This is a genomic window from Burkholderia thailandensis E264, assembly GCF_000012365.1.
GTDB classification, from domain to species: Bacteria; Pseudomonadota; Gammaproteobacteria; order Burkholderiales; family Burkholderiaceae; genus Burkholderia; species Burkholderia thailandensis.
In genome coordinates, this window is record NC_007650.1 from 2776593 (window position 1) to 2798561 (window position 21969).

Below are 21969 nucleotides of genomic sequence, written 5' to 3' on the forward strand. Positions count from 1 at the left end.
TGCCCCGATGTGTGATTAAGCGTTTTGTTTAAACGCGTCGATTCTTCTTTATCTGATTCATTAGGGCGGCGTTTCTGTTTGCGCGATGCCGCCGCGCTTCCATTGTTAGAAAAAAAAGCGAATCGATGCAAATCGCGGCGGCGCGCGATATCGCCACGGGCCCGCCGAAAACAGCGGATTGAGCATGAAAAATGACGAGCGGGCGCGCTAGCGTTTCGGAGTTGAAACATTTTCCGTCGCCGGACGTCTGCGCCGAAGTCGCGTGGCACGGTTGCATTCACGGATGCCCGGCTCAGGGAAAATCCCGACAAAATTTTTTTAGCCTTGCCCGGCGGGCGTTTGCGGGCAGCCGCGGCGCCCGGCGGCGCACCCGCGTGTATCAGAACCGAAACCTTCTGCGCCGCGCCATGCCCGTCGCGTTGCAACGGTGAGCCGCTCGCCCTTGTTCCGCCGTGCCTGCCCGAAAGCTGGCCCACTCCTTGCGAAATGTCCTGCGCGGCAAACGACGACGCGACGATCGGCGAATTCACGGCAAGCAGATCAACAGACAAGAATCTCGCCGACGTCACCCACGGGGTCGCATCCGACGCCACGCACGCGAGTGCGGCGCCGAATGCGTGCGGGGCAGTCGCCGTTCGACCAGCGGAGCGCCGGCTACGGCCGAGTGCCTGGAAAAATTGCTCGTAGTGAATACCGGGGTAAAGCAATGTCCACTTATACCGTTCAGCGGCTTCTCGGCCGCTCCAGCAGCGAAACGGCGCACGCATGCGCCGCCGCTCGCAAACCCGCCGCCGGCCGTAATGGCCGCCGCTTCCGCGTTTTTCCCGGGTGGCACCGCGCAGCGCGCATCGGTTCATGCGCACGCGCGGGCAAGCCCCGTCCCGCCGATCGCTCCGTGCGTGCCGGCGCATGCGTTCGCGTGCAAGCGCCGCTGCGGCTGTTCTGATCCGCGCCCCCGTTTTTTAGCAGTGCCTTGCAGTACCCGTAGTGCCCTGTCGTGCCAGCAGCACCTCGAAGCAGCAGTAATGGAAGCAGTTCCCGTTGTACGTCCCGAGCCGTCGACGGCAAGGGTTTTTCTTAGTCATCCGAAAGGAGAGAGTCATGTCCAGCCTCGTTCAATACGTCAAGCAGTTCGTTCGCGAAGAAGGCGGCGTCAGCGCCATCGAATACGGCCTGATCGCTGCGTTGATTGCGATCGTGATCATCGGTGCAGTGAAGACGGTCGGCACCAACCTCAATTCCGTCTTCTCGACGATCGGCAGCGATCTGTAAGGGTACGTCGCCGGAAGGACGGATGGCTTTGCGCAACTCGCCGTCCGTCACTTCCCGTGCGTTCGTTGCCCTTCGACGTTCCGTTCGATACCGCTGAGGAGCGATTCATGAGAACCCAGTCCTTTTGCCGGAAGCCCGCCCATCCGCACGCGATCGGCGCCCGCGCCGCTCACGCGTTCATGTGCTGGCTGCGCGACGAATCGGCGGTGTCCGCGATCGAATACGCGCTGATCGCATCGCTCATCGCGATCGTGATCATCGGCGCGGTGCAGGTCGTCGGCACCAATCTGCAATCGGTGTTCAGCACCGTCGCTTCGGATGTGTGATCTCAAGCCCGCCTGGATGCGCCAGTCCGGCACGCCGGCTGGCGTCATCGAAGCGGTTCATCGAACGACTGAATTTGACGCGAGGCCTTCCATGCTTTCCGATCTGCCGCCGCAACCCATTCCGCTGTGCGTGGCGCTGCTCGCAGTCGTCGCGGCCAGCATCGATCTGGCGAGCCGGCGCATTCCCAACCGGCTGATCGTGCTGGGCCTCGCGGGCGCGCTCGTCGCGCAATGCGCGCTGCCCGGCCCGCACACCGGTTTCGTCGCGTGGCTCGCGGGCGCCGCCACCGGCGCCGGCCTGCTGCTGCCGTTCTACCTCTTGCGGGGAATGGCCGCGGGCGACGTGAAGCTGATGCTTGCGATCGGCGCGTGGGTCGGCCCGACGCTCGCGCTGCACATCGCGCTCGCGACGTTCGTCGTCGGCGGCGCATGGGCGCTCGCGGTCGTGGTGAAGCGCGGCCTCCTGCGCAAGCTGCTCGCGAACCTGCGTCACCTGCTCGCGAGCGCGGCGCTGCTGCGCGATCCGTCGGCCGCGCGCGCCGCACCCGAGATCGAATCGGTCGGGATGCTGCCGTACGGCGTCGCGATCGCGATCGGCACGCTCGGCGTGCTGTTCGCGGCGGCGAGCTGAAGCCACGCACGCCGGCCCCTCACCCAACGATTGGAGCGACCATGAACCTGGATCAAGCAGAATCGCGGCACGACACGCAGATCGCCCATCTGCCCGAGCCGCAATCGCTGCGCACGTACCGCGCGAGGCAAGCCGCGCGCCTGCCGGCCGCGCCGCGCACGCTCGCGGAAACCGGCCTGGACGAAGCCTTCATCGCGGCGCTGCTGCTGAAATCGATGCTCGCGCACGGACGCTCGAGCCTCACCGAGATCGTCGAGCGCCACTGCCTGCCGCCCGTCGTGCTCGACGAAGTGCTGACGTTCCTCGCGTGCGAGCGCCTGATCGAAGTCACGCACCGCGGCCTGTCCGACATCGACCTGACGCTGCGCCTGACCGATCTCGGCCGCGCGCTCGCGCTCGAGGAGAAGGCGCGCAACAGCTATTGCGGCCCGGCGCCCGTCACGCACGACGCGTACGTCGCGAACGTCGCCGCGCATTCGGTGCGCCACGTGACGATCACGCGCGCCGACGCGCACGCGGCGTTCGACGGCATCGTGATCGAGCCGGAGATGCTCGACTCGGCCGCCGCGTCGCTGAACGCCGGCCGGCCGCTGCTGATCCACGGCCCCGCGGGCAGCGGCAAAACGTATCTCGCCGAGCGCCTCGGCTCGCTGCTGCGCGGCAACGTGCCGATTCCGTACGCGATCTATGCGTCGGGCGAGATCATCAAGATTCACGATCCGCTCGTGCACGTCGACGCGCCGCGCGCGGCCGACGGCGCGAACGGCGACCGCCGCTGGCGCCTGTGCCGCCGGCCCGTCGTGCTTTCGGGCGGCGAGCTGACGCTCGCCGAGCTCGACCTGCGCCGCGACGATTCGACGGGCTACTACCAGGCGCCGCCGCACGTGAAGGCGAACACGGGCCTCTATATCGTCGACGACCTCGGCCGCCAGCGCATCGCGCCGCGCGACCTGCTGAACCGCTGGCTGCTGCCGCTCGATCGCAACGTCGATCAGCTCACGTTCCAAAGCGGCGTGCGCCTCGAAATGCCGTTCGACGTGTGGCCTGTGTTCTCGAGCAACCTCACGCCCGCGCAATTCAGCGACGACGCGTTCCTGCGGCGGCTCGGCTCGAAGCTGCACGTCGGGCCGCTGCCCGTCGAGCGCTACCGCGACGTCTACGACGCGAATTGCGCGGCGCTCGCGCTCGGCTCGGATGCGTCGACCTTCGACTACCTGCTGCGATACCTGCACGAACCCGCACGGATGCCGTTTCTCGCGTGCTACCCGGGCGACCTGCTGCGGCTCGTCGCGGCGGCGGTGCGCTATCGCGGCGACGCACCCGTGGTCACGCCGCAGGCGCTGCACGAGGCGTGGCGCAGTTTCTTCGGCTCGGCGCCCGACGAACCGCCGTTCACCCCGCCGGATGCGGATCGCGATTGGTAGCGCCCGGCCCATTGGCTCTTGATACGACTAGCGAGGAGTACCGCCATGAAAAACAGTCGCGCATTCACGATGCTCGCCATCGCCATTCTGGCGGGGCTGGCCGCCGTCGCCTTCGCTTCGCGATGGCTCGTGCAGACCTCGAGCAGCGCCGTCACGCCCGTCGCGGTCGCCGCGACCGACGTGAACCTCGGCGAGCCGCTCGGCCCGAACCAGTTGCGCATCGTCAACTGGCCGACGGCGAGCGTGCCGCCCGGCGCGTTCACCGATCTCAAGTCCCTCGAAGGCCGCGTGGTGCGCACGAGCCTCGCGCGCGGCGAGCCCGTGCTCGGCACGAAGCTCGCGCCCGTCGGCACGAAGGGCGGCCTGTCCGCCGTGATCGCCCCGGGAGACCGCGCGATCACCGTGCGCGTGAACGACGTCGTCGGCGTCGCGGGCTTCGCGCTGCCGGGCAACTACGTCGACGTGATCGTCAACACGCAGGAGCAATCGAAGGCCGATCCGCAACAAAGCATCTCGAAGATCGTGCTCGAGAAGATCCTCGTGCTCGCCGTCGCGCAGCAGGTGAGCCGCGACGACACCGCACCGAAGGTCGTCAACGCGGTCACGCTCGAAGTCACGCCCGATCAGGCCGAGAAGCTCGATCTCGCGCGCAGCGTCGGCACGCTGTCGCTCGTGCTGCGCAACCAGGTCGACAAGAGCGCGCTGACCACCGAAGGCGCGACGAAGCGCACGCTGCTCGGCCAGCCGGCGGCCGCGCCCATCGCCCTACCCGCCGCGCAACCTCGCCCCATGCGCACGCGCGTCGTCGCGCATGCGCGCGTCGCGGCCGGCCGCGACTGCGTCGGCGTGCTGTCCGGCGTGAAGGGCAGCGTCGAATGTTTCTGACACAAACGGCAAAGCACTGACGATGCCTGGCGTTTCCGCTGCCCGTTTGCGTTCCGGCAGCTTCGATAGTCAAACCCGGCGCACTGCGCCGGGCACTGGGGGACCACACGAAATGGACACCAAATCGCAACTTTTCCGGCCGGCGCGCTCGCGCGTCGTGCGCAACGCGGCGCTCGCCGCCGCGTGCTGCGCCGGACTCTTCACCGCCCTCGCCGCAGCCGCGCAGGACGCCATCGAGAATGCCGCGCTCGCGAAGAGCACGGCGGCCGCGCCGATGGCGATCGGCCGCGGGCCGATGCAGATGACGATCAGCATGGCGCCCGTGCCCGCCGCCGGCGCAGCAGCCGCGGCGGCGGCCGCCGCCGCGCCGCTGCGCGGTCCGAACTGCGTCGGCGCGATGGGCGAATCGACGAGCGTGAGCGTGCCGCTCGGCAAATCGCTGCTCGTGCCGCTCGACGAGCCGGTGCGCAACCGCACGATCGGCAACCCGGCCGTCGCGCAGGCGACGATGGTGTCGCCGCGCACGCTCTACCTCGTCGGCATGTCGGTCGGCACGACGAACATGATCGTCCAGGGCAAGAGCGGCGCGTGCCGGATCATCGACGTCGCGGTCGGCGCGGACGCGGGCGGCCTGCAGGCGTCGCTGCGCCAGCTGATGCCGCGCGAGCGCGACATTCGCGTGTCGACCGCGGCGGACACGATCGTGCTCGCGGGCAACGTGTCGAGCGCGCAGGCCGCGCAGCAGGCGGTCGCGATCGCGAAGGCGTACAGCGACCGCACGAACGCCGGCGCGCTCGGCGGCGGCGGCGGCGGCACGCGCGCCGGCGTGCTAAACATGCTGACCGTCACGTCGCCGCAGCAGGTGATGCTCGAAGTGAAGGTCGCGGAGGTGTCGAAGACGCTGATCAACCAGATGGGCTCGGCCGTCAATCTCCAGGGCGGCTTCGGCTCGTGGACGGGCGCGCTCGTGACGAGCCTCCTCACGGGCGTCGGCAACGGCATCGCGGTCAGCAAGTCGAACAAGCTGCCGTTGAACGGCTCGATCGACGCGCAGAACACCGACCAGCCGGTGAAGATCCTCGCCGAGCCGCGGCTCGTCACGATCAGCGGCCAGGAAGCGACGTTCCTCGCGGGCGGCAAGATCTTCATCCCCGTTCCGCAAAGCAGCGGCGTCGGCACGAGCACGATCACGCTGCAGCAAGAGGAATTCGGCGTCGGGCTGAAGTTCACGCCGACCGTGCTGTCGAACGGCCGCATCAACCTGAAGGTCGCGCCCGAGGTGTCGGAGCTGTCGCCGACGGGCGTCACGCTGTCGGCGGCGAACGTGGGCGGCGTGTCGATCCTGCCGCTCATCACGACGCGGCGCGCATCGACGACCGTGCAGATGAACGACGGCGAGACGTTCGCGATCGGCGGGCTCATCAAGGACAACGCGCAGGGCACGCTGAAGGCGCTGCCCGGCATCGGCGAGCTGCCGGTGCTCGGCGCGCTGTTCCGCAGCACGTCGTTCCAGCAGGACCGCACCGAGCTCGTGTTCATCATCACGCCGCATCTGGTGAAGCCGCTCGCTGCCGCCGACGTGCCGCTGCCGACCGACAGCTTCACGCAGCCGAACGAAGCCGACGTCTACGCGACGGGCAACATGGAAGGCCGCGGCGGACTGCGTCAGCACGGCGTGGCGCCGGGTGCCGCCGCTCCCGCGAACGCCGCTCCCGCGAACGCCGCGCCGACGAACGCGGCCCCGGCCGGTGCCGCGCCGGCGGCTGTCGCGCCCGCCGCGCCGGCCGCAGCCGCCGCGCCTGCGAAGGACGCGCCGGCGAGCCCCGCGCCCGAGCAGCATGCGCCGGCCGCCGCGCAAACGTCCGCGCCCGCGCCGCAGCCGGCGGCGCCCCCGCGCGCGTCGGCGACCGTGCAGGCGCCGCCGCCCGCGCTGCCGTCCGCGGTCGCGACCGCGCGGCGGCAAGGCTCGCGCGCCGCCGCGCCGGAGCCCGCGCCCACGGCGGTCACCGCGTCGCCCGTGCCAGCCGCATCGCCCGCGCCCGCCGCGCTCGCGGCACCGGCCGCGGCCGGCGCGACCGCGAAGCGCCAGGGCGCGCAGCCGCAGCAACAACTCGCCAATGCAGGCGCGATCGCGCCCGCCGTCGATCGCTGAACTTCACGCAAGGGGACGCTCATGAACCTCGATTACTTCACGCTGACGCGCCGCCTCGTGCTTGCCGCGTCGCTCGCCGCCTCGCTCGGCGGATGCATGTCCAGCACGCCCGTCTGGGACAGCCGCTTCGGCGATTCGGTGCGCGCCGTGATGCAGGCGCAGATCATCGATCCGCACGCGGCCGAGCATGCGCCGTCCACGCCCGGCGTCGACGGGAGCGCGGCCGCCGCCGCGCTCGACAACTACGACAAGTCGTTCCAGCAGATCGAGCCCACGCCGAACGCGTTCGTGATCGGCGTAGGCGGCGGCAAGTCGGGCGGCCAATAACCATCATTCGCTCAGGGAGACCGTCATGTCTCGCGTCACTTCTTCGTCAGGCGCCGCCCTTCACGGCGGGCGGCGCCGCCAGCGCGGCGTCGTGTCGATTCTCGTCGCGCTGATGCTCGCGGTGCTGATCGGCTTCGTCGGCCTCGCGCTGGATCTCGGCAAGCTCTACGTGACGCGCAGCGAACTGCAGAACAGCGCGGATTCGTGCGCGCTCGCCGCGGCGCGCGACCTGACGGGGGCAATCAATCTGTCCGTGCCGGAGGCGGCCGGCATCACCGCCGGCCACCTCAACTACGCGCTGTTCGAGCAGTTTCCGGTTCAGTTGCAGACGAACGCGAGCGTCACGTTCACCGATTCGCTCAGCAATCCGTTTCAGCCGAAAAGCGCGATCACCTCGCCGTCGTCGATCAAGTACGTGAAGTGCATGACGTCGCAAACGGGCATCGTCAACTGGTTCATCCAGGCGCTCGACATGGTGCCGGGCGTGACCGTCGCGAACGCGTCGGTGTCCGCGACGGCCATCGCAACCATCGGCGCCGCGCAGACCACCTGCGCGATTCCCGTGTTCATCTGCAAGGCAGGGACGCAGACGAACCCGCCCGTGGCTGGCGCGACGTACAACATCGGCGACTGGCTTTCCGCGAAGACGGGCTCGCCGCCATCGTTCGGCGCGGGCAATTTCGGCTGGTCGGCGCTCGACGGATCGAACAGCGCTTCGTCGATCGCCAACGAACTGACGGGCAATTACTGCGCGCTGCCCGCGACCGGCTCGCAGGTGGGCACGCCCGGCAACAAGGCGGCGACGACGAACGCGTACAACACCCGCTTCGGCATCTACGCGAATCCGTACAAGGACCCATCGTACGGCACGCCCGACTTCACCGGCTACGCATACGACGCGACCACATGGCCGTCGCAAAGCAACGCATACGCGGACTTCGTGAGCAAGCGCCAGACATTCACGAGCTATCAGGGCGACCTGATCACCGGCATCAACACGGGCGGCACGTACAACCCGAACTACTACGCGGCGGGCGCCGACCGGCGTCTCGCGCTCGCGCCCGAGGTCGACTGCTCGGTGCTGCTGAGCGGCCACAGCGCGCCCGTGCTGTCGTGGGATTGCGTGCTGATGCTCGACCCGATGGGCTCCGGCGGCAGTGCGGGGCCGGTGCATCTCGAATACCGCGGCTCGTCGTCGGCGCCCGGCAGCCCGTGCGCGACGCAAGGCACGCCCGGCAACGGCAGCTCGGTCGGCCCGCAGGTGCCCGTGCTGCTCCAATGAACACGCGATCACAAGAGACGATCATGAACCGACTCTCATTGCCTCCCCGCCCATCGCGGATGCGCGGCGCCGTCGCGGTCGAATTCGCGATCGTGATGATTCCGCTCGTGCTGCTCGTGACCGGCGTCGCGGAGTTCGGCCGCGCGATCTACCAGTACGAGGCGCTGACGAAGGCGACGCGCGACGCCGCGCGCTACCTGTCGATGTACCTGCCGACCGATCCCGCGTATCCAATCGCGCAGGCACAGTGTCTCGCCGTCTACGGCAGCACGACGTGCGGCTCGACGGGCAGCGAGCTCGCCCCCGGCCTCGCGACGTCGATGGTCGTCGTCTGCGACGCTGCGCACTCGACGAACTGCAGCGACGCGTCCGATCCGGCGCAGTTCGCGAACGTGCCGACCTACGACACGGACAACGGCTCGCCCGATCCGGCGAGCCTCGCGGGCAGCATCAATCTCGTCGAGGTCAAGATCAAGGGCTACCAGTACCAGCCGATTCCGGCGTTCCCGGGGCTGCCGGCCTTGACGTTCGGCAACATCATCACCGTGATGAGGCAAGTGTCATGAACGCGCGCCCGTTCTCCCTCGCCCGGCGCCGCGCGCAGCGCGGCATGGCGGCTGTCGAGTTCGCGCTCGTCGCCGCGATCCTCTGCACGATCCTGATCGGCATCTGCGAGTTCGGCCGCGTGCTGTTCTACTGGAACACCGCGAGCGAGGCGGTCCGGCTCGGCGCACGCACGGCGGCCGTCTGCGACGCCGACGCCTCCGTCGTGAAAACACGCATCAGCCAGCTGATGCCGCTCATCGGCAACGCAAACGTGAGCCTCACGTACGCGCCCGCCGGCTGCGATTCCGATGCGGTCACGGCGCGCAGCACCTGCACGTTCGTCACCGTGTCGGTCACGAACGTGACGGTCAAGACGCTGATTCCGTTCGTGCCGCTCACGCTCACGATGCCGCCCTTCGTCACCACGCTGCCCCGCGAAAGTCTTGCGACGTCGACGGGCGGCTCGGTCTGCCAATGAACCCCATGCGAGGTCAACGACCATGATCAACATCCTCGTCGCTTCCGAAGACGCATCGCGGCTCGCGCATCTTGCGCGGCTCGTCGGCGACGCCGGCCGCTACCGCGTCACCCGCACAGTCGGCCGCGCCGCGCAGATCGTCCAGCGCACCGACGGGCTCGATGCGTTCGACATCCTGATGATCGACGGCGTCGCGCTCGATACCGCCGAGCTCGCCGCGATCGAGAAGCTGAGCCGCCTGCACCCGGGCCTCACGTGCATGCTCGTGAGCGCCGATGCGTCGTCGCAGACGCTGCTCGAAGCAATGCGCGCCGGCGTGCGCGACGTGCTGCGCTGGCCGCTCGAGCCGCGCGCGCTCGACGATGCGTTAAAGCGCGCGGCCTCGCAATGCGCGCAACGCGACACGCCCGACACGCGGATCGTGTCGTTCATGTCGTGCAAGGGCGGCGCGGGCACGAGCTTCATCGCGGGCAACGTCGCGTACGAGATCGCGGAAGGCTCGAAGCGCCGCACGCTGCTCATCGACCTGAACCAGCAGTTCGCCGACGCCGCGTTCCTCGTGAGCGACCAGAGCCCGCCGTCGACCGTCGCGCAGCTCTGCGGGCAGCTCGAGAGAATGGACGGCGCGTTTCTCGACGCAAGCGTCGTGCGCGTGACCGAAACGTTTCACGTGCTCGCGGGCGCGGGCGATCCGATCAAGGCCGCCGACCTGCGCGAGGACGCGCTCGAATGGATTCTCGGCGTGGCCGCGCCGCGCTACGACTTCGTGATCTTCGATCTCGGCGTCAGCCTGAACGCGGTGTCGATGGTCGCGCTCGACCGCAGCGATCGCGTCGAAGTCGTGCTGCAGCCGAGCATGCCGCACGTGCGCGCGGCGCGCCGCCTGCAGGAGCTGCTCGTGTCGCTCGGCTGCCCGCTCGACCGCCTCCAGCTGGTGCTGAACCGGCAGACGCGCGCGTCCGATCGCGCACGCGCGGCGCTCGAGGAAGTGCTGAGCATGCACGCGGCGCACGTGATCGCCGACGATCCCGCCACGGTCGGCGAGGCGGTCGACCAGGGCGTGCCGCTGTCGCGGCTGTCGCGCAATTGCGGCGTCGCGCGCAGCCTGCAGGCGTTCGCGAAGCAGCTTGTCGACGGCGAGACGCGGCCGCGGCGCGACAGCGAGCGCGACGCGCCGCTCCTCGCCCGGCTCTTCAGCCGCGGCGCGGCCCCCAAACTCAAATCGATGTAACCCCCGTTCGAGGAGACCATCATGTCATTGCGAGACCAGATGTCCGCGCGGCGCGTGCAGCCGCTCATGTCCCGAAGCGACGCCGTCGGCGCGGCGACGGCGATGGCGCGCGAGGCATATCAGAAGCTGCGCCGCCAGATGCACGGCGCGGTGCTCGAGCGCGTCGAGCTCGAGCGCCTGTCGCGGCTGCCCGCCGAGCAGGTGCGAAACGAGATCGCGTCGCTGATCGCGCGCATTCTCGACGAAGAGAAGCTGCTCGCGAACGATCTCGAACGCCGCCAGCTGACCGTCGACATCTACGACGAAATGTTCGGCTTCGGCCCGCTCGAATCGCTGCTGCGCGACCCGACCGTGTCGGACATCCTCGTCAACACGGCGAGCGCCGTCTACGTCGAGCGGTACGGCCGGCTCGAGCTGACCGACGTCACGTTCTACGACGACGCGCACCTGATGAAGGTGATCGAGAAGATCGTGTCGCGCGTCGGCCGGCGCATCGACGAATCGAGCCCGATGGTCGACGCGCGCCTGCCCGACGGCTCGCGCGTGAACGCGATCATCCCGCCGTCCGCGATCGACGGCCCGCTGATGTCGATTCGCCGCTTCGCGGTCAATCCGCTGAAGATGGACGACCTCGTCAACTACCAGACGCTGACGCCGCCGATGGCGCAGCTGCTCGAGGCGCTCGCGCGCGCGAAGGTCAACGTGCTCGTGTCGGGCGGCACCGGCAGCGGCAAGACGACGCTGCTGAACATCCTGTCCGGCTTCATTCCGGACGACGAACGGATCGTGACGATCGAGGACGCGGCGGAGCTGCAGTTGCAGCAGCATCACGTGCTGCGGCTCGAGACGCGCCCGCCGAACATCGAGGGCAAGGGCGAGATCACGCAGCGCACGCTCGTGCGCAACGCGCTGCGCATGCGCCCCGACCGCATCATCCTCGGCGAAGTGCGCGGCGCCGAGGCGCTCGACATGCTGAACGCGATGAACACCGGCCACGAAGGCTCGCTCGCGACGATCCACGCGAACACCCCGCGCGACGCGCTGACGCGGCTCGAGAACATGATCGGCGTCTCGGGCCTCACGCTGCCGCCGAAGACGATGCGCCAGCAGATCAGCTCGGCGATCGCCGTCGTCGTGCAGACGTCGCGGCTCACGGACGGCAAGCGCAAGATCGTCAGCATCCAGGAGCTGACCGGCATGGAGGGCGAGATCATCAACATGCAGGAGATCTTCATGTTCAAGCGCACCGGCCTCGACGCGAACGGCAACGTGCTCGGCTACTTCACCGCGACGGGCGTGCGGCCGAAGTTCACCGAGCGTCTGAACGCGTTCGGCATCCAGCTGCCCGACGCGATGTACGATCCCGCGCGCCGCTTCGAAGTGGCGTAAGGAGCCTGTCATGGACCCGATTTTCTACGGTTTCGTCCTGCTGCTGTTCGTCGCCGTGGTGCTGGCGTTCGAAGGCGTCTATCAATGGTGGAACGCCCGCCACGGGCCGGCCGCGAAGCGCATCGAGGCGCGCATCCGCGCGATGTCGGCGGGCGGCCAGGTGCAGAAGGAGCGGCTGTCGATCCTCAAGGAGCGCATGCTCAACGAAGCGAAGCCGTTCGATCGCCTGCTGATGCGCGTGCCGCGCGTGCAAACGCTCGACCTGCTGATCGAGCAGTCGGGCCTCACGTGGTCGGTCGTGAAGCTCGCGTGGATCTCGCTCGCGATTCCGTTCGTCGTGTTCGTCGCGCTCAGCTTCACGCCGCTGCCGCTATGGGTCGCGGCCGTGGCGTCGATCGCGACGGTCTGCCTGCCGACGCTGTTGGTGCTGCGCTGCCGGACGCGCCGCCTGCGCAAGCTCGAACGGCAACTGCCGGACGCGTGCGACATGATCGCGCGCGCGTTGCGCGCCGGCCACGCGTTCTCGAGCGCGATCTCGATGGTGGGCGGCGAGTTCGCCGATCCGATGGGCGGCGAATTCCGGATCACCTTCGACGAGATCAACTACGGCGTGCCGCTGCAGGAGGCGCTGCTGAACCTCGCGACGCGCGTGCCGGTGCCCGATCTGCGCTACTTCGTGATCGCGGTGCTGATCCAGCGCGAGACGGGCGGCAATCTCGCCGAGCTGCTCGACGGCATCGCGCTCCTGATCCGCGAGCGCTTCAAGCTGTTCGACAAGATCCGCGTGCTGTCGGCGGAAGGCAAGCTTTCCGCGCTGATCCTCACGCTGCTGCCGTTCGGCACGGCGGCGCTGCTGGCGATCATGAACCCCGATTTCATCTCGGTGCTCTGGGAGGACTCGGCAGGCGTGCTGCTCGTCGGGGCCACGGTCACGTCGATGGCGTTCGGCATCCTGTGGATGCGGCACATCATCCGCATTCGCGTGTGAAGCGGCGCGCCGCGCATCCGGCCATCACTCGTTGAACGACATTCGGGAACTGTCATGGAAAACCTCAACGTCATGCATATCCTGCTGCTGCTCGGCCTGTTCGCGATCGTCGTCGCGAGCGTGATGGCCACGTGGCTCGCATTCGCGCCGCGCGGCCTCGCGCGGCGTCTCGAACAGATCGGCGGCGCCGGCGCGGTGGCGGCGGGCGACAGCCCGGCGCCGCCCGCCGTCTGGGTCGAGAAGCTCGCCGAGATCTCGCAGCCGATCTCGAAGCTGTCGCTGCCGAAGTCCGGCTGGGAAAACTCGCCGCTGCGGCTGCGCCTCATCAACGCGGGATGGCGCTCGCCGAGCGCCGCGCATCTGTATTTCGCCGCGAAGACCGTGCTTGCGCTCGCGCTGCCCGCGGCCGCGATGCCGTTCCTGATCGGCACCGCGATCGCGGACAGCCCGTATTCGGTATCGGCGATGCTCGTGCTGATCGGCGCATTCGGCTTCTATCTGCCGAATGCGATGCTCGCGCGCCGGATCGCGTCGCGGCAGCGGATGATCATCGAGGATTTTCCGGACGCGCTCGACCTGCTGACCGTATGCGTCGAAGCGGGGCTCGGCCTCGACGCGGCGCTGACGAAGGTCGCCGACGAGCTGCGGCTGCGCAGCCCGGTCGTCGCCGACGAGCTCGGGCTGATGCTGCTCGAGATGCGCTCGGGCTTCACGAAGGAAGCCGCGCTGCGCAATCTCGCGCTGCGCACGGGCGCCGAGGACGTCGACGCGTTCAGCGCGATGCTGATCCAGGCGGACCGTTTCGGCACGAGCATCGGCGCGTCGCTGCGCGTGCTGTCCGACACGCTGCGCACGCAGCGGCGGATGCGCGCCGAGGAGCGTGCGGCGAAGATCGCGCTGAAGCTGCTGTTTCCGCTGATCTTCTGCATCTTTCCCGCGCTGCTGACGGTGCTGCTCGGCCCCGCGTTCATCCATATCTACCGGACGCTGCTGCCGACGATGGCGGGCGGCTGAGCGACGCTCGCGGCGGCGCGGGGCGGCTTTTTTCGCCGTGCCGCCGGCGCCGCCCGGCGGTCAGCCCGCCGCGCCGACAACAAGAAGTCCAAAGCAGCGCGGCGGGTGGGGCGTCGATCGCCGCTCCGCCCGCCGCGGGCGGCCGCGCATGCGCCGGCTCGCCGCGCGCTCGGCTCGAAGCGCTTCGTCGTCCCGATATTCCGCAGTCCCGGCGAAAGCGCGCCGCCCGCGCGGCTCGCGCGCGCACGAAGTCCGTCCCGAGCCCGTCCCGAGCCGATTCGCAAGCGCAAACGTAAGCCGCGCGCGCGGCGCTTCGCCGCGCGCCTGTCCGGCCGGGCGAGTACACGCGAATGACGGCCCCTAGGGCGTGTTCACACTACATTAGTTTGAGGTTATGCTTCGGAGATGGAAATCTCCGAAGCCCAATTCAAGCAGATCGAACATTGCCTGCCGCGACAGCGTGGCAATGTGAGCCTGTCGAACCTGCAAGTGCTCAACGCGATCCTTTATGTGGCCGAGCACGGATGTAAATGGCGCGGCCTGCCACCACGTTTCGGCCGCTGGCACACGATCTACACGCGCATGAACCGTTGGTCTCGCAACGGTGTACTGGACCGAGTGTTCACGGAGTTGCAGCGCGCGCAGATCATTCGCGTTCGGATTGAAGCGGTATCGCTGGATAGCACGATCGTGAAGGTTCATCCTGACGGCACCGGTGCGTTAAAAAAAATGGACCTCAAGCCATCGGCAAGTCTCGCGGAGGATGGACAACCAAGATTCATATGGTTGCCGCGGATGCTCGAACAGCCATAACGTTCGCACTGTCGCCCGGTCAAGCCGGCGATGCGCCGCAGGGACGTGCACTGCTCGAACGCCTGGGGCCGCCGAATCGGCCGCTGCACCTGCTGATGGACAAGGCGTACGAAGGTAACGAAACCCGACAACTCGCGCTCGATCTCGGCTTCATCCCGGTCGTCCCTCCGTTGAGTACGCGCGTCGAGCCTTGGGAATACGACCGGGAAATGTACAAGCGTCGTAACGAAGTCGAGCGGCTGTTCCGTCGATTGAAGGGTTTTCGTCGCATCTTCTCGCGCTTCGACAAACTCGACTTGATGTTCATTGCCTTTATCAACTTCGCCCTGATTATCGAAGCCCTTCGATAGTGTGAACACGCCCTAGGCCGGCTTGCCCGCGAGATCGAGCACGGAGCCGTCACGCTTGAGCGTCGCGAGCACGATGCTCGAATTCGTCGACATCACGCCGCGCGCGCGGTGCAGCTTGTTCATCACGAATTCGGAGAAGTGATCGAGGCTGCGGGCCCGCACGGTCAGCACATAGTTCGATTCTCCCGTCACCACCTGCGCGGCGACGACCTCCGGCCACGACTGGATCGCGGCGACGAAGGAGTCGTGCCAGTCGTCGATGTCGGGGCGCATCGCCACGTGCACGAGCGCCTCGAACGCGACGCCGATGCGCTTCGGCGCGATCAGGCACCGGTAGCCCTCGATCACGCCCTGCTCCTCCATCAGCTTCACGCGCCGCAGGCACGCGGAAGGCGACAGCGCGACAGACGTCGCGAGGTCCTGATTGCTGATGCGCCCATCGCTTTCGAGTTCGCGAAGGATGCGCATGTCGGTACGGTCCAGATTCATTTCGAAGAATCCCGCAAAAAATCGATATCGATTCGCAGACTCTATCACGACAAAACGATCTCAAGCATGATTTCTGAAGCACATTTCATTTTTTCGCCGATAACATGCGCTCCATGAATCGTGCGGCGGCGCGGCCCGGAAGGCCGCCCGCGGCGCGCCGGCGCGGCCTTCCGGGCGATGCGGCTCGGCCGCCGCGGCCAAGCCGTTGTTCCCGTCATCCGTCAACCCGTGTCCAACATGTTCGAACACATTCCCGCGTATCCCGGCGACCCGATCCTGTCGCTGTTCCAGGCGTTCCAGCGCGATCCCGAGCCGCGCAAGGTCAATCTGAGCATCGGCCTTTACTACGACGAAAACGACGCCGTGCCGGTGCTCGACAGCGTGCGCGCGGCGGCGGCGCAATGGGCCGGGCGGCACGACGCGCACACGTATCTGCCGATGGAAGGCATGGCCGACTACCGGCGCGCGCTGCAATCGCTCGTGTTCGGCGCAAGCAGCGCCGCGTTGCGCGACAAGCGGATCGCGACCGTGCAGACGGTGGGCGGCTCCGGCGCGCTGCGCCTCGGCGCGGATCTGCTCAAGCGCTATTTCCCCGACAGCGCGGTCTGGATCGGCGATCCGACGTGGGACAACCACCGCGTGCTGTTCGCCGCGGCGGGCCTCGACGTGCACACGTATCCGTACTACGACGCGGCGACGAACGGCGTGCGCTTCGACGCGATGATGGCGACGCTCGACACGCTGCCCGCGCGCGCGATCGTGCTATTGCAGCCGTGCTGCCACAACCCGACCGGCATCGACCTGTCGCGCGAGCAGTGGCGCGAGATCGCCGCGCTGTGCGACCGGCGCGGGCTGATCCCGTTTCTCGACATCGCGTATCAAGGCTTCGGCGACGGCCTCGACGACGATGCATGGCCGATCCGCGCGATGACCGACGCGGGCCTGCCCGTGTTCGTGAGCAACTCGTTCTCGAAGAATTTCTCGCTGTACGGCGAACGCTGCGGCGGGCTGTCGATCGCGTGCGCGAACGAGCGCGAGGCGGCGCAGGTGCTCACCCAGATCCAGGCGGGCGTGCGCCGCGTCTATTCGAGCCCGCCGCTGCACGGCGCGCGCCTCGTGTCGACCGTGCTGAACGACCCGGCGCTCGCGCGGCAGTGGGAGCGCGACGTCGCCGCGATGCGCGAGCGGATCAGGCGGATGCGCACGGCGCTCGCCTCGCGGCTCGCGGCGCTCGTGCCCGGCGCGTCGTTCGACTATCTCGCCGAGCAGCGCGGAATGTTCAGCTACACGGGCCTCGCGCCCGACGAGGTCGATGCGCTGCGCGAGCACGACGGCGTCTACCTGCTGCGCTCCGGCCGCGCGTGCATCGCGGGGCTGAGCGACGCGAACGTCGACTATGTCGCGAACGCGATCGCCGCGGTGCTGAAGGCTCGGCGCCTGCGCGTCGCGGCGTGATGCGCGGCGCGCGGGGCATCGTGCGCGATGCGTGATGCCCCGCGCGTGATGCGTGACGCATGCGGCCGGCAACCGAAGGCCGCGCGCGGCACGTCGACCGGATACGGCGGCCGATTCACGACCGAAGTCTGCATCGACCGCCGCCTTTTGACCGAGCCCTCATCGACCGCCCCGACCAGGCCCGCTTTCGACCGAAGCCAAAACCGAAACCGAAGCCGACGACGCGAGCGCCGCCGCACATGCGCCGCCAACGCCCCCCGGCCCCGCCTCAATCATCAGATATCCGAACGAGTCCCCCCATGCCCGAACTGATCCCCGTCGATCTTCCCGAACCCGCGCAACCGTTCTCGTGGGCCACGCGCGCGCACGGCCTGATGTTCACCGCGCACGGTCCCGTCGATGCGACGGGCGCGATCGCCGGCGGCGACATCGCGCAGCAGGCGCGTCTCACGCTGTCGAACCTCGCGGCGGCCGTGCGCGCGGCCGGCGCGCAGATGCGCGATGTCGCGCAGGTGCTGCTGTACGTCGCCGACGCACGCGACATCCCGGCCATCGACGCCGTCTATCGCGAGTTCTTCGACGCGCCCTACCCGAACCGCGCATGCGTCGCCGTGCAGGGCTTCGCGCATCCGGACATGCGCATCGAGCTCGTCGCGCACGTCGCGCTCGGCCGCGCGGCCCCAGGCTAAGGCCGCATTCGAACCACGCATCGCCGCCGGCCCACGAAGCCGGCGGCCGCGCGCGGCGCGTCGCACCACGGACGGCGGCGGCCCGCCCGCCTCGCCGCGGCATCGCCCGCGCGGCGAGGGCTTCGCGCCGTCCGGCACAACGACACTTCGACAAGGAAACGAAGATGAACAGGTTTGGAGCAACGACATGGCCGGTCGCGATCGGCCTCGCACTATCGGGCCCGGCGTTCGCGCAAAGCTCGGTCACGCTGTATGGGATCGTCGATCAGAGCGTGCGCTACACGACGCACGCGAACGCCGCGAACGACAGCGCCGTGCAAATGGCGAACGGCGCGATCACGAACAGCCGCTGGGGCATGAAGGGCGCCGAGGATCTCGGCGGCGGCCTGAAGGCGATCTTCCGTCTCGAGAACGGCTTCGAGCCGCAATCGGGCCAGGCGGACGGCGCCCGCCTGTTCGGCCGCTACGCTTACGTCGGCCTGTCGGGCCGCTTCGGCACGATCGAGCTGGGCCGCCAGACGACCGAGGGCTTCAACCTGTTCGGCGACCTCGATCCGCTGGCGATCGGCAACTACACGGCGAACATGTGGCCGTACTTCCTCACGCAGGGCTACGCGAACAACGTCGCCAGCTATGCGAACACGCTCGGCGGCCTCGCGGTGGGCGCGAGCTACGGCTTCGGCGGCGTCGCGGGCAGCATGAGCCGCAACGCTTACTGGGGCGTGCGATCCGCGTACACGCACGGCGCGCTGACGATCGGCGCCGTCTATCAGCAAACGCGCGACGCCGACGGCCGCGCGCAGCAGATGTGGGGCGCGGCGGGCCGCTACGCCGTCGGCGCCGCGACGCTGTTCGTCGGCTATCTCGGCGGCAAGGACGCGACGGGCACGATCGATCGCGACGACCTGAACGATCCCGGCCGCACGGTCGCATACGGCTCATTCGCCGATCACCCGCGCTACGACACGATCGGCTACGCGGGCGCCGCGTACCGGATCGATCCGGCGATCACGCTGACGGGCGCGTTCTATTACGACGCGATCCGCAACGTGAACGGCATCGACGGCAACGGCGGCAAGCGCTGGGCGGGCGTGCTCGAGGCGGAGTACGCACTGTCGCGGGCGACGCAGCTCTACGCGAGCGTCGATTACAACAAGGTGTCCGGCGGCGGCGCAACCGAGATGCCCGGCCGGGGCGATCAGACGGGCGTCGCGGTCGGCCTGCGGCACATGTTCTGACGAACGGTCCGGATCGTTCGCGACGATCTTGCGGGCGCCGCGGCGCGCCCGCGATCCATTACGACAATCGGAGGAGCATTCAATGAGTTCGGAAGAGCAATTTCACGCGATCGCGGCCCGCGAAGGCGGGCTGCGTCGCACGCTGAGCGCCCGGCAGATGACGATGATCGCGATCGGCGGCGCGATCGGCACGGGCCTCTTTCTCGGCAGCGGCTTCGCGATCGGCTTCGCGGGGCCAAGCGTGCTGATCAGCTATGCGATCGGCGCGCTGATCTCGCTGCTGCTGATGGGCTGCCTCGCGGAGATGACGGTCGCGCATCCGATATCGGGCTCGTTCGGCGCGCACGCCGAGCACTACCTCGGCCCGTGGGCGGGCTTTCTCGTGCGCTACGCGTATTGGGCGTGCATCGTGCTCGCGGTCGGCACCGAAGTCACGGCCGTCGCGCTGTACATGAAATACTGGCTTCCGGCCGTGCCGGGCTGGATCTGGATCGCGAGCTTCTCGGCCGTGCTCGTGTGCGTCAACGCGCTGAGCGTCGACGTGTTCGGCTCGGTCGAATATGGGTTCTCGGTCGTCAAGATCGCGGCGATCGTCGCGTTCATCGCGATCGGCGGCTACGTCGTGTTCGTCGATCCGTCGCTCGTCGCGGACCCGAACGCGGGCGCGCCGGGCCTGCGCCACTACTTCGCGCACGGCGGCTTCTTCCCGAAAGGCCTGTGGGGAATGTGGGTCGCGGTGATCGTGTCGATCTTCAGCTACCTGAGCATCGAGATGATCGCGGTGGCCGCGGGCGAGGCGCAGGACCCGGAGCGCGCGGTCACGCGCGCGTTCCGCTCGACGGTGATCCGCCTCGTGCTGTTCTATCTCGTCACGCTCGCGCTGATGCTCGCGATCGTGCCATGGACCGCGGCCGGCCGCGACGAAAGCCCGTTCGTCAAGGTGATGATCGCGATTCATCTGCCGGGCGCGGCGGGCGTCATCAACTTCGTCGTCCTGATCGCCGCGCTCTCCGCGATGAACAGCCAGCTCTACATCACGACGCGGATGATGTTCAGCCTCGCGTGCGCGGGCCACGCGCCGCGCGGCCTCGGCAAGCTGACGAGCCGCGGCGTGCCGCTCAACGCGCTGCTGCTGTCGACGGCCGGCATCGCGATCGCGACGCTCGTGAGCATCGTCTACCCGGACGCGTCGTTCACGATCATGATGGCGATCTCGATGTTCGGCGCGATGTTCACGTGGACGATGATCTTCGTCACGCACTACTTCTTCCGCCGCAAGCGCGCGGCGCAGGGGCTTCCGCCGCCGCGCTTCCGGATGCCCGGCTTCCCGTTCGCGACGCTCGCCGGCGCCGCGCTGATGCTCGCGATCATGGCGACGACGTACTTCACGGCCGAGTTCCACATGACGCTCGTGTTCGGCGTGCCGTTCCTCGTCGCGCTGAGCGTGCTGTACTTCGCGCGCTATCGCCGCCGGCCGCAGGCGCTCGCGCAGGCCGAATCGCTGCCGCGTTAGGGCCGTCGTCCGCGAGAGGCGCGCCGGGTGCGGCGGCGCGCGTCGAGAAGGGCTGCCGCGTCAGGCCGGATCGAGGCTCGTCTCGTTGACCGCCGCGCGCAGCGCGATCATCGCGGTGCGCGCGCCGTGCGCGTCGCGGCCGTCGATCGCCGCGACGAGCTTCGCCGCCGCGTCGCGAATCGCTTCGTTGCGCTCCTGCAGCGTCGCCGCGTCGAGATCGATCGCCATCACGCCCGCGCGGGCGACTTCGGCCATCTGCCGGATGAACTGATTGCGGCTCGCCTCGACAATCGACGCATGCAGCAACTCGAGCGCGCGGCGCAGCGCATCGGGCTCGAGCGCGTCGCGCAGCGCCGCATGCGCGGCGCGCACCGCGCGGCGCTGCGTTTCGTCAGAATGCACGGCCACCTGCGCGGCCGCCTCCGGCTCGATCAGGTCGCACATCGCGGCCACGTCGAGCAGGAAATCCGTGTCCGACGCGATCCGCATCCGCCACTGCATCACGTGATCGTCGAAGAGCCGCCATTCGCTGCGCGGCGTGAGGCGCGTGCCCGCTTTCGTGCGCGCATGCAGCATTCGCCGCGCGGTCAGCATGCGCGTGACCTCGCGCATCACCGAGCGCGGCACGCCGAGCTCGCGCGCGAGCACGTCCTGCGGCGGCAGCAGGCCGGACGTATATTCGCCGCCTACGATGCGCGTGACGAGCTCGTCGAGCACGCGCTGCACGCGCGGGGACGCCTTCAGCGAGCGGCGCTCGGCCGCGTCGCCGAGCGGTCTTGCCGGCGCGCGCGCCGGATTCAGGAGGTGGTTGCTATCTAAGGAGTTCATCGTACTCATCCATGTGCGCAATGGGATCCTTCGCTGAGAACGCAAGGCGCGACGACGTGAACGCATCCGCGACGCGACGAACACACGCGAAAGCGGGCTCGGCCGCGACAATCGCTGCCTCGGGAATAAAAAGCGCGACCGGAGCGTGTTCCGATCGCAAGGCCACTGCCGCAAACAACCGGGCCACCGGGCGGCAGATGGAGCGCGACGCGCGCGGTGCGCATCGCGACAATCGAATCGAGGCGGCCGGGGCGAGTGCCGGCCGCGAAAGCGCGAAGCTCGGGGAAGCGGCGAGCGCCGCGCCGGGCGCGCGTGCGGGCGGCGAAGACGGGCCATCGGCCCGCTCGCGCACGCGGCGGCGCCGGGGCGGCGAGCGGCCGGAGCCCGCGCGCCGCCGATGACGGCCGGGCTGCCGCCGCATCCGCTGCGCCCGCGCGCCGCGCCGGCGCGAGCGCGCGCACCGCATCCGGACGCTCGCCGCGCCCGGACGCCTGCCTCAGGAAACGCAACGCGCCGCGCCGCCGCCGCAGCGGCGCGCGCGCGACGGAGCATGGACGTTGCCGTACAATGCCGACAGCCATGGTGGGGTCTTCGCTGAAAGTCTTCCGTGGTCAGGCCGCAGCAGGTGTTGGCGCACCTCGCGCGGCCG

Annotated in this window: 22 protein-coding genes; 20 read left to right on the top strand and 2 right to left on the bottom strand. The window is 68.7% G+C overall.

Features of this window, described 5'->3' with window-relative positions; genetic code table 11:
* The first annotated feature begins 1101 nt into the window (after window positions 1-1101).
* The 15 genes from BTH_RS11605 (at window position 1102) to BTH_RS33515 (ending at window position 15108) form a co-directional block, all read left to right on the top strand.
* Complete coding sequence (locus tag BTH_RS11605; protein WP_009894283.1) at window positions 1102-1272, top strand: Flp family type IVb pilin; 171 nt, start codon at window positions 1102-1104, stop codon at window positions 1270-1272.
* Window positions 1273-1451: 179 nt separating this feature from the next.
* The gene (locus tag BTH_RS11610; RefSeq protein ID WP_009916580.1) at window positions 1452-1598 is read left to right on the top strand and encodes a Flp family type IVb pilin; all 147 of its coding nucleotides are present in this window, start codon (window positions 1452-1454) and stop codon (window positions 1596-1598) included.
* 91 nt (window positions 1599-1689) lie between these two features.
* Window positions 1690-2229, top strand: coding sequence for an A24 family peptidase (locus tag BTH_RS11615; RefSeq protein WP_009894290.1), 540 nt, complete (start codon window positions 1690-1692; stop codon window positions 2227-2229).
* Window positions 2230-2270: 41 nt separating this feature from the next.
* Window positions 2271-3653, top strand: coding sequence for an ATPase (locus BTH_RS11620; protein WP_009894292.1), 1383 nt, complete (start codon window positions 2271-2273; stop codon window positions 3651-3653).
* Window positions 3654-3698: 45 nt separating this feature from the next.
* On the top strand, window positions 3699-4538 hold the full coding sequence (cpaB, locus tag BTH_RS11625; RefSeq protein ID WP_009894294.1) for a Flp pilus assembly protein CpaB: 840 nt from the start codon (window positions 3699-3701) through the stop codon (window positions 4536-4538).
* Between the two features lie 112 nt (window positions 4539-4650).
* Entirely contained in the window at window positions 4651-6690 is a 2040-nt protein-coding gene (locus BTH_RS11630) for a type II and III secretion system protein family protein (protein WP_011401577.1), read from the top strand.
* Between the two features lie 21 nt (window positions 6691-6711).
* The gene (locus BTH_RS11635; protein ID WP_009901531.1) at window positions 6712-7017 is read left to right on the top strand and encodes a hypothetical protein; all 306 of its coding nucleotides are present in this window, start codon (window positions 6712-6714) and stop codon (window positions 7015-7017) included.
* A gap of 25 nt (window positions 7018-7042) precedes the next feature.
* Entirely contained in the window at window positions 7043-8299 is a 1257-nt protein-coding gene (locus tag BTH_RS11640) for a pilus assembly protein TadG-related protein (protein WP_009894296.1), read from the top strand.
* A gap of 59 nt (window positions 8300-8358) precedes the next feature.
* Window positions 8359-8865, top strand: a complete 507-nt coding sequence (locus BTH_RS11645; RefSeq protein ID WP_009894297.1) for a TadE/TadG family type IV pilus assembly protein — start codon at window positions 8359-8361, stop codon at window positions 8863-8865.
* Window positions 8862-9323: a TadE/TadG family type IV pilus assembly protein gene (locus BTH_RS11650; RefSeq protein WP_009894298.1), complete on the top strand. Its 462-nt coding sequence runs from the start codon at window positions 8862-8864 to the stop codon at window positions 9321-9323. Before BTH_RS11645 ends, BTH_RS11650 begins: the two co-directional genes overlap by 4 nt.
* Window positions 9324-9345: 22 nt before the next feature.
* Complete coding sequence (locus tag BTH_RS11655) at window positions 9346-10554, top strand: AAA family ATPase (RefSeq protein WP_009908183.1); 1209 nt, start codon at window positions 9346-9348, stop codon at window positions 10552-10554.
* 21 nt (window positions 10555-10575) lie between these two features.
* Complete coding sequence (locus tag BTH_RS11660) at window positions 10576-11943, top strand: CpaF family protein (protein ID WP_009894301.1); 1368 nt, start codon at window positions 10576-10578, stop codon at window positions 11941-11943.
* 10 nt (window positions 11944-11953) lie between these two features.
* On the top strand, window positions 11954-12931 hold the full coding sequence (locus BTH_RS11665) for a type II secretion system F family protein (RefSeq protein WP_009894303.1): 978 nt from the start codon (window positions 11954-11956) through the stop codon (window positions 12929-12931).
* A 54-nt stretch (window positions 12932-12985) separates the two neighbouring features.
* Window positions 12986-13945, top strand: a complete 960-nt coding sequence (locus tag BTH_RS11670; RefSeq protein ID WP_009894305.1) for a type II secretion system F family protein — start codon at window positions 12986-12988, stop codon at window positions 13943-13945.
* A 405-nt stretch (window positions 13946-14350) separates the two neighbouring features.
* A protein-coding gene (locus tag BTH_RS33515; RefSeq protein WP_099005207.1) for an IS5 family transposase occupies window positions 14351-15108 on the top strand; the annotation gives its coding sequence in 2 pieces (ribosomal slippage) (window positions 14351-14666 and window positions 14666-15108; 759 coding nt in all).
* 12 nt (window positions 15109-15120) lie between these two features.
* Here the strand turns inward: BTH_RS33515 and BTH_RS11680 are convergent.
* Window positions 15121-15597, bottom strand: a complete 477-nt coding sequence (locus tag BTH_RS11680; RefSeq protein ID WP_009894310.1) for an Lrp/AsnC family transcriptional regulator — start codon at window positions 15595-15597, stop codon at window positions 15121-15123.
* A 237-nt stretch (window positions 15598-15834) separates the two neighbouring features.
* Between BTH_RS11680 and BTH_RS11685 the strand changes: the two genes are divergently transcribed.
* The 4 genes from BTH_RS11685 (at window position 15835) to BTH_RS11700 (ending at window position 20492) form a co-directional block, all read left to right on the top strand.
* Window positions 15835-17052, top strand: a complete 1218-nt coding sequence (locus BTH_RS11685) for an amino acid aminotransferase (RefSeq protein WP_009894312.1) — start codon at window positions 15835-15837, stop codon at window positions 17050-17052.
* Between the two features lie 299 nt (window positions 17053-17351).
* Entirely contained in the window at window positions 17352-17741 is a 390-nt protein-coding gene (locus BTH_RS11690) for a RidA family protein (protein ID WP_009894313.1), read from the top strand.
* 164 nt (window positions 17742-17905) lie between these two features.
* Entirely contained in the window at window positions 17906-18979 is a 1074-nt protein-coding gene (locus BTH_RS11695; protein ID WP_009894314.1) for a porin, read from the top strand.
* A gap of 82 nt (window positions 18980-19061) precedes the next feature.
* Complete coding sequence (locus tag BTH_RS11700) at window positions 19062-20492, top strand: amino acid permease (protein ID WP_009894315.1); 1431 nt, start codon at window positions 19062-19064, stop codon at window positions 20490-20492.
* 60 nt (window positions 20493-20552) lie between these two features.
* Here the strand turns inward: BTH_RS11700 and BTH_RS11705 are convergent, their stop codons facing one another.
* The gene (locus BTH_RS11705; RefSeq protein WP_009894317.1) at window positions 20553-21320 is read right to left on the bottom strand and encodes a FadR/GntR family transcriptional regulator; all 768 of its coding nucleotides are present in this window, start codon (window positions 21318-21320) and stop codon (window positions 20553-20555) included.
* A 56-nt stretch (window positions 21321-21376) separates the two neighbouring features.
* Here BTH_RS11705 and BTH_RS34455 point away from each other — a divergent pair, with 56 nt between their 5' ends.
* On the top strand, window positions 21377-21721 hold the full coding sequence (locus BTH_RS34455; protein ID WP_155275565.1) for a hypothetical protein: 345 nt from the start codon (window positions 21377-21379) through the stop codon (window positions 21719-21721).
* Window positions 21722-21969: the final 248 nt, after the last annotated feature.

Bases quoted from the DNA above. Each gene is read 5' to 3' on its own strand.
- BTH_RS11605 (WP_009894283.1), top strand. From the start codon at position 1,102: ATGTCCAGCCTCGTTCAATACGTCAAGCAGTTCGTTCGCGAAGAAGGC.
- BTH_RS11610 (WP_009916580.1), top strand. From the start codon at position 1,452: ATGTGCTGGCTGCGCGACGAATCGGCGGTGTCCGCGATCGAATACGCG.
- BTH_RS11615 (WP_009894290.1), top strand. From the start codon at position 1,690: ATGCTTTCCGATCTGCCGCCGCAACCCATTCCGCTGTGCGTGGCGCTG.
- BTH_RS11620 (WP_009894292.1), top strand. From the start codon at position 2,271: ATGAACCTGGATCAAGCAGAATCGCGGCACGACACGCAGATCGCCCAT.
- cpaB (WP_009894294.1), top strand. From the start codon at position 3,699: ATGAAAAACAGTCGCGCATTCACGATGCTCGCCATCGCCATTCTGGCG.
- BTH_RS11630 (WP_011401577.1), top strand. From the start codon at position 4,651: ATGGACACCAAATCGCAACTTTTCCGGCCGGCGCGCTCGCGCGTCGTG.
- BTH_RS11635 (WP_009901531.1), top strand. From the start codon at position 6,712: ATGAACCTCGATTACTTCACGCTGACGCGCCGCCTCGTGCTTGCCGCG.
- BTH_RS11640 (WP_009894296.1), top strand. From the start codon at position 7,043: ATGTCTCGCGTCACTTCTTCGTCAGGCGCCGCCCTTCACGGCGGGCGG.
- BTH_RS11645 (WP_009894297.1), top strand. From the start codon at position 8,359: ATGCGCGGCGCCGTCGCGGTCGAATTCGCGATCGTGATGATTCCGCTC.
- BTH_RS11650 (WP_009894298.1), top strand. From the start codon at position 8,862: ATGAACGCGCGCCCGTTCTCCCTCGCCCGGCGCCGCGCGCAGCGCGGC.
- BTH_RS11655 (WP_009908183.1), top strand. From the start codon at position 9,346: ATGATCAACATCCTCGTCGCTTCCGAAGACGCATCGCGGCTCGCGCAT.
- BTH_RS11660 (WP_009894301.1), top strand. From the start codon at position 10,576: ATGTCATTGCGAGACCAGATGTCCGCGCGGCGCGTGCAGCCGCTCATG.
- BTH_RS11665 (WP_009894303.1), top strand. From the start codon at position 11,954: ATGGACCCGATTTTCTACGGTTTCGTCCTGCTGCTGTTCGTCGCCGTG.
- BTH_RS11670 (WP_009894305.1), top strand. From the start codon at position 12,986: ATGGAAAACCTCAACGTCATGCATATCCTGCTGCTGCTCGGCCTGTTC.
- BTH_RS11680 (WP_009894310.1), bottom strand. From the start codon at position 15,597: ATGAATCTGGACCGTACCGACATGCGCATCCTTCGCGAACTCGAAAGC.
- BTH_RS11685 (WP_009894312.1), top strand. From the start codon at position 15,835: ATGTTCGAACACATTCCCGCGTATCCCGGCGACCCGATCCTGTCGCTG.
- BTH_RS11690 (WP_009894313.1), top strand. From the start codon at position 17,352: ATGCCCGAACTGATCCCCGTCGATCTTCCCGAACCCGCGCAACCGTTC.
- BTH_RS11695 (WP_009894314.1), top strand. From the start codon at position 17,906: ATGAACAGGTTTGGAGCAACGACATGGCCGGTCGCGATCGGCCTCGCA.
- BTH_RS11700 (WP_009894315.1), top strand. From the start codon at position 19,062: ATGAGTTCGGAAGAGCAATTTCACGCGATCGCGGCCCGCGAAGGCGGG.
- BTH_RS11705 (WP_009894317.1), bottom strand. From the start codon at position 21,320: ATGAACTCCTTAGATAGCAACCACCTCCTGAATCCGGCGCGCGCGCCG.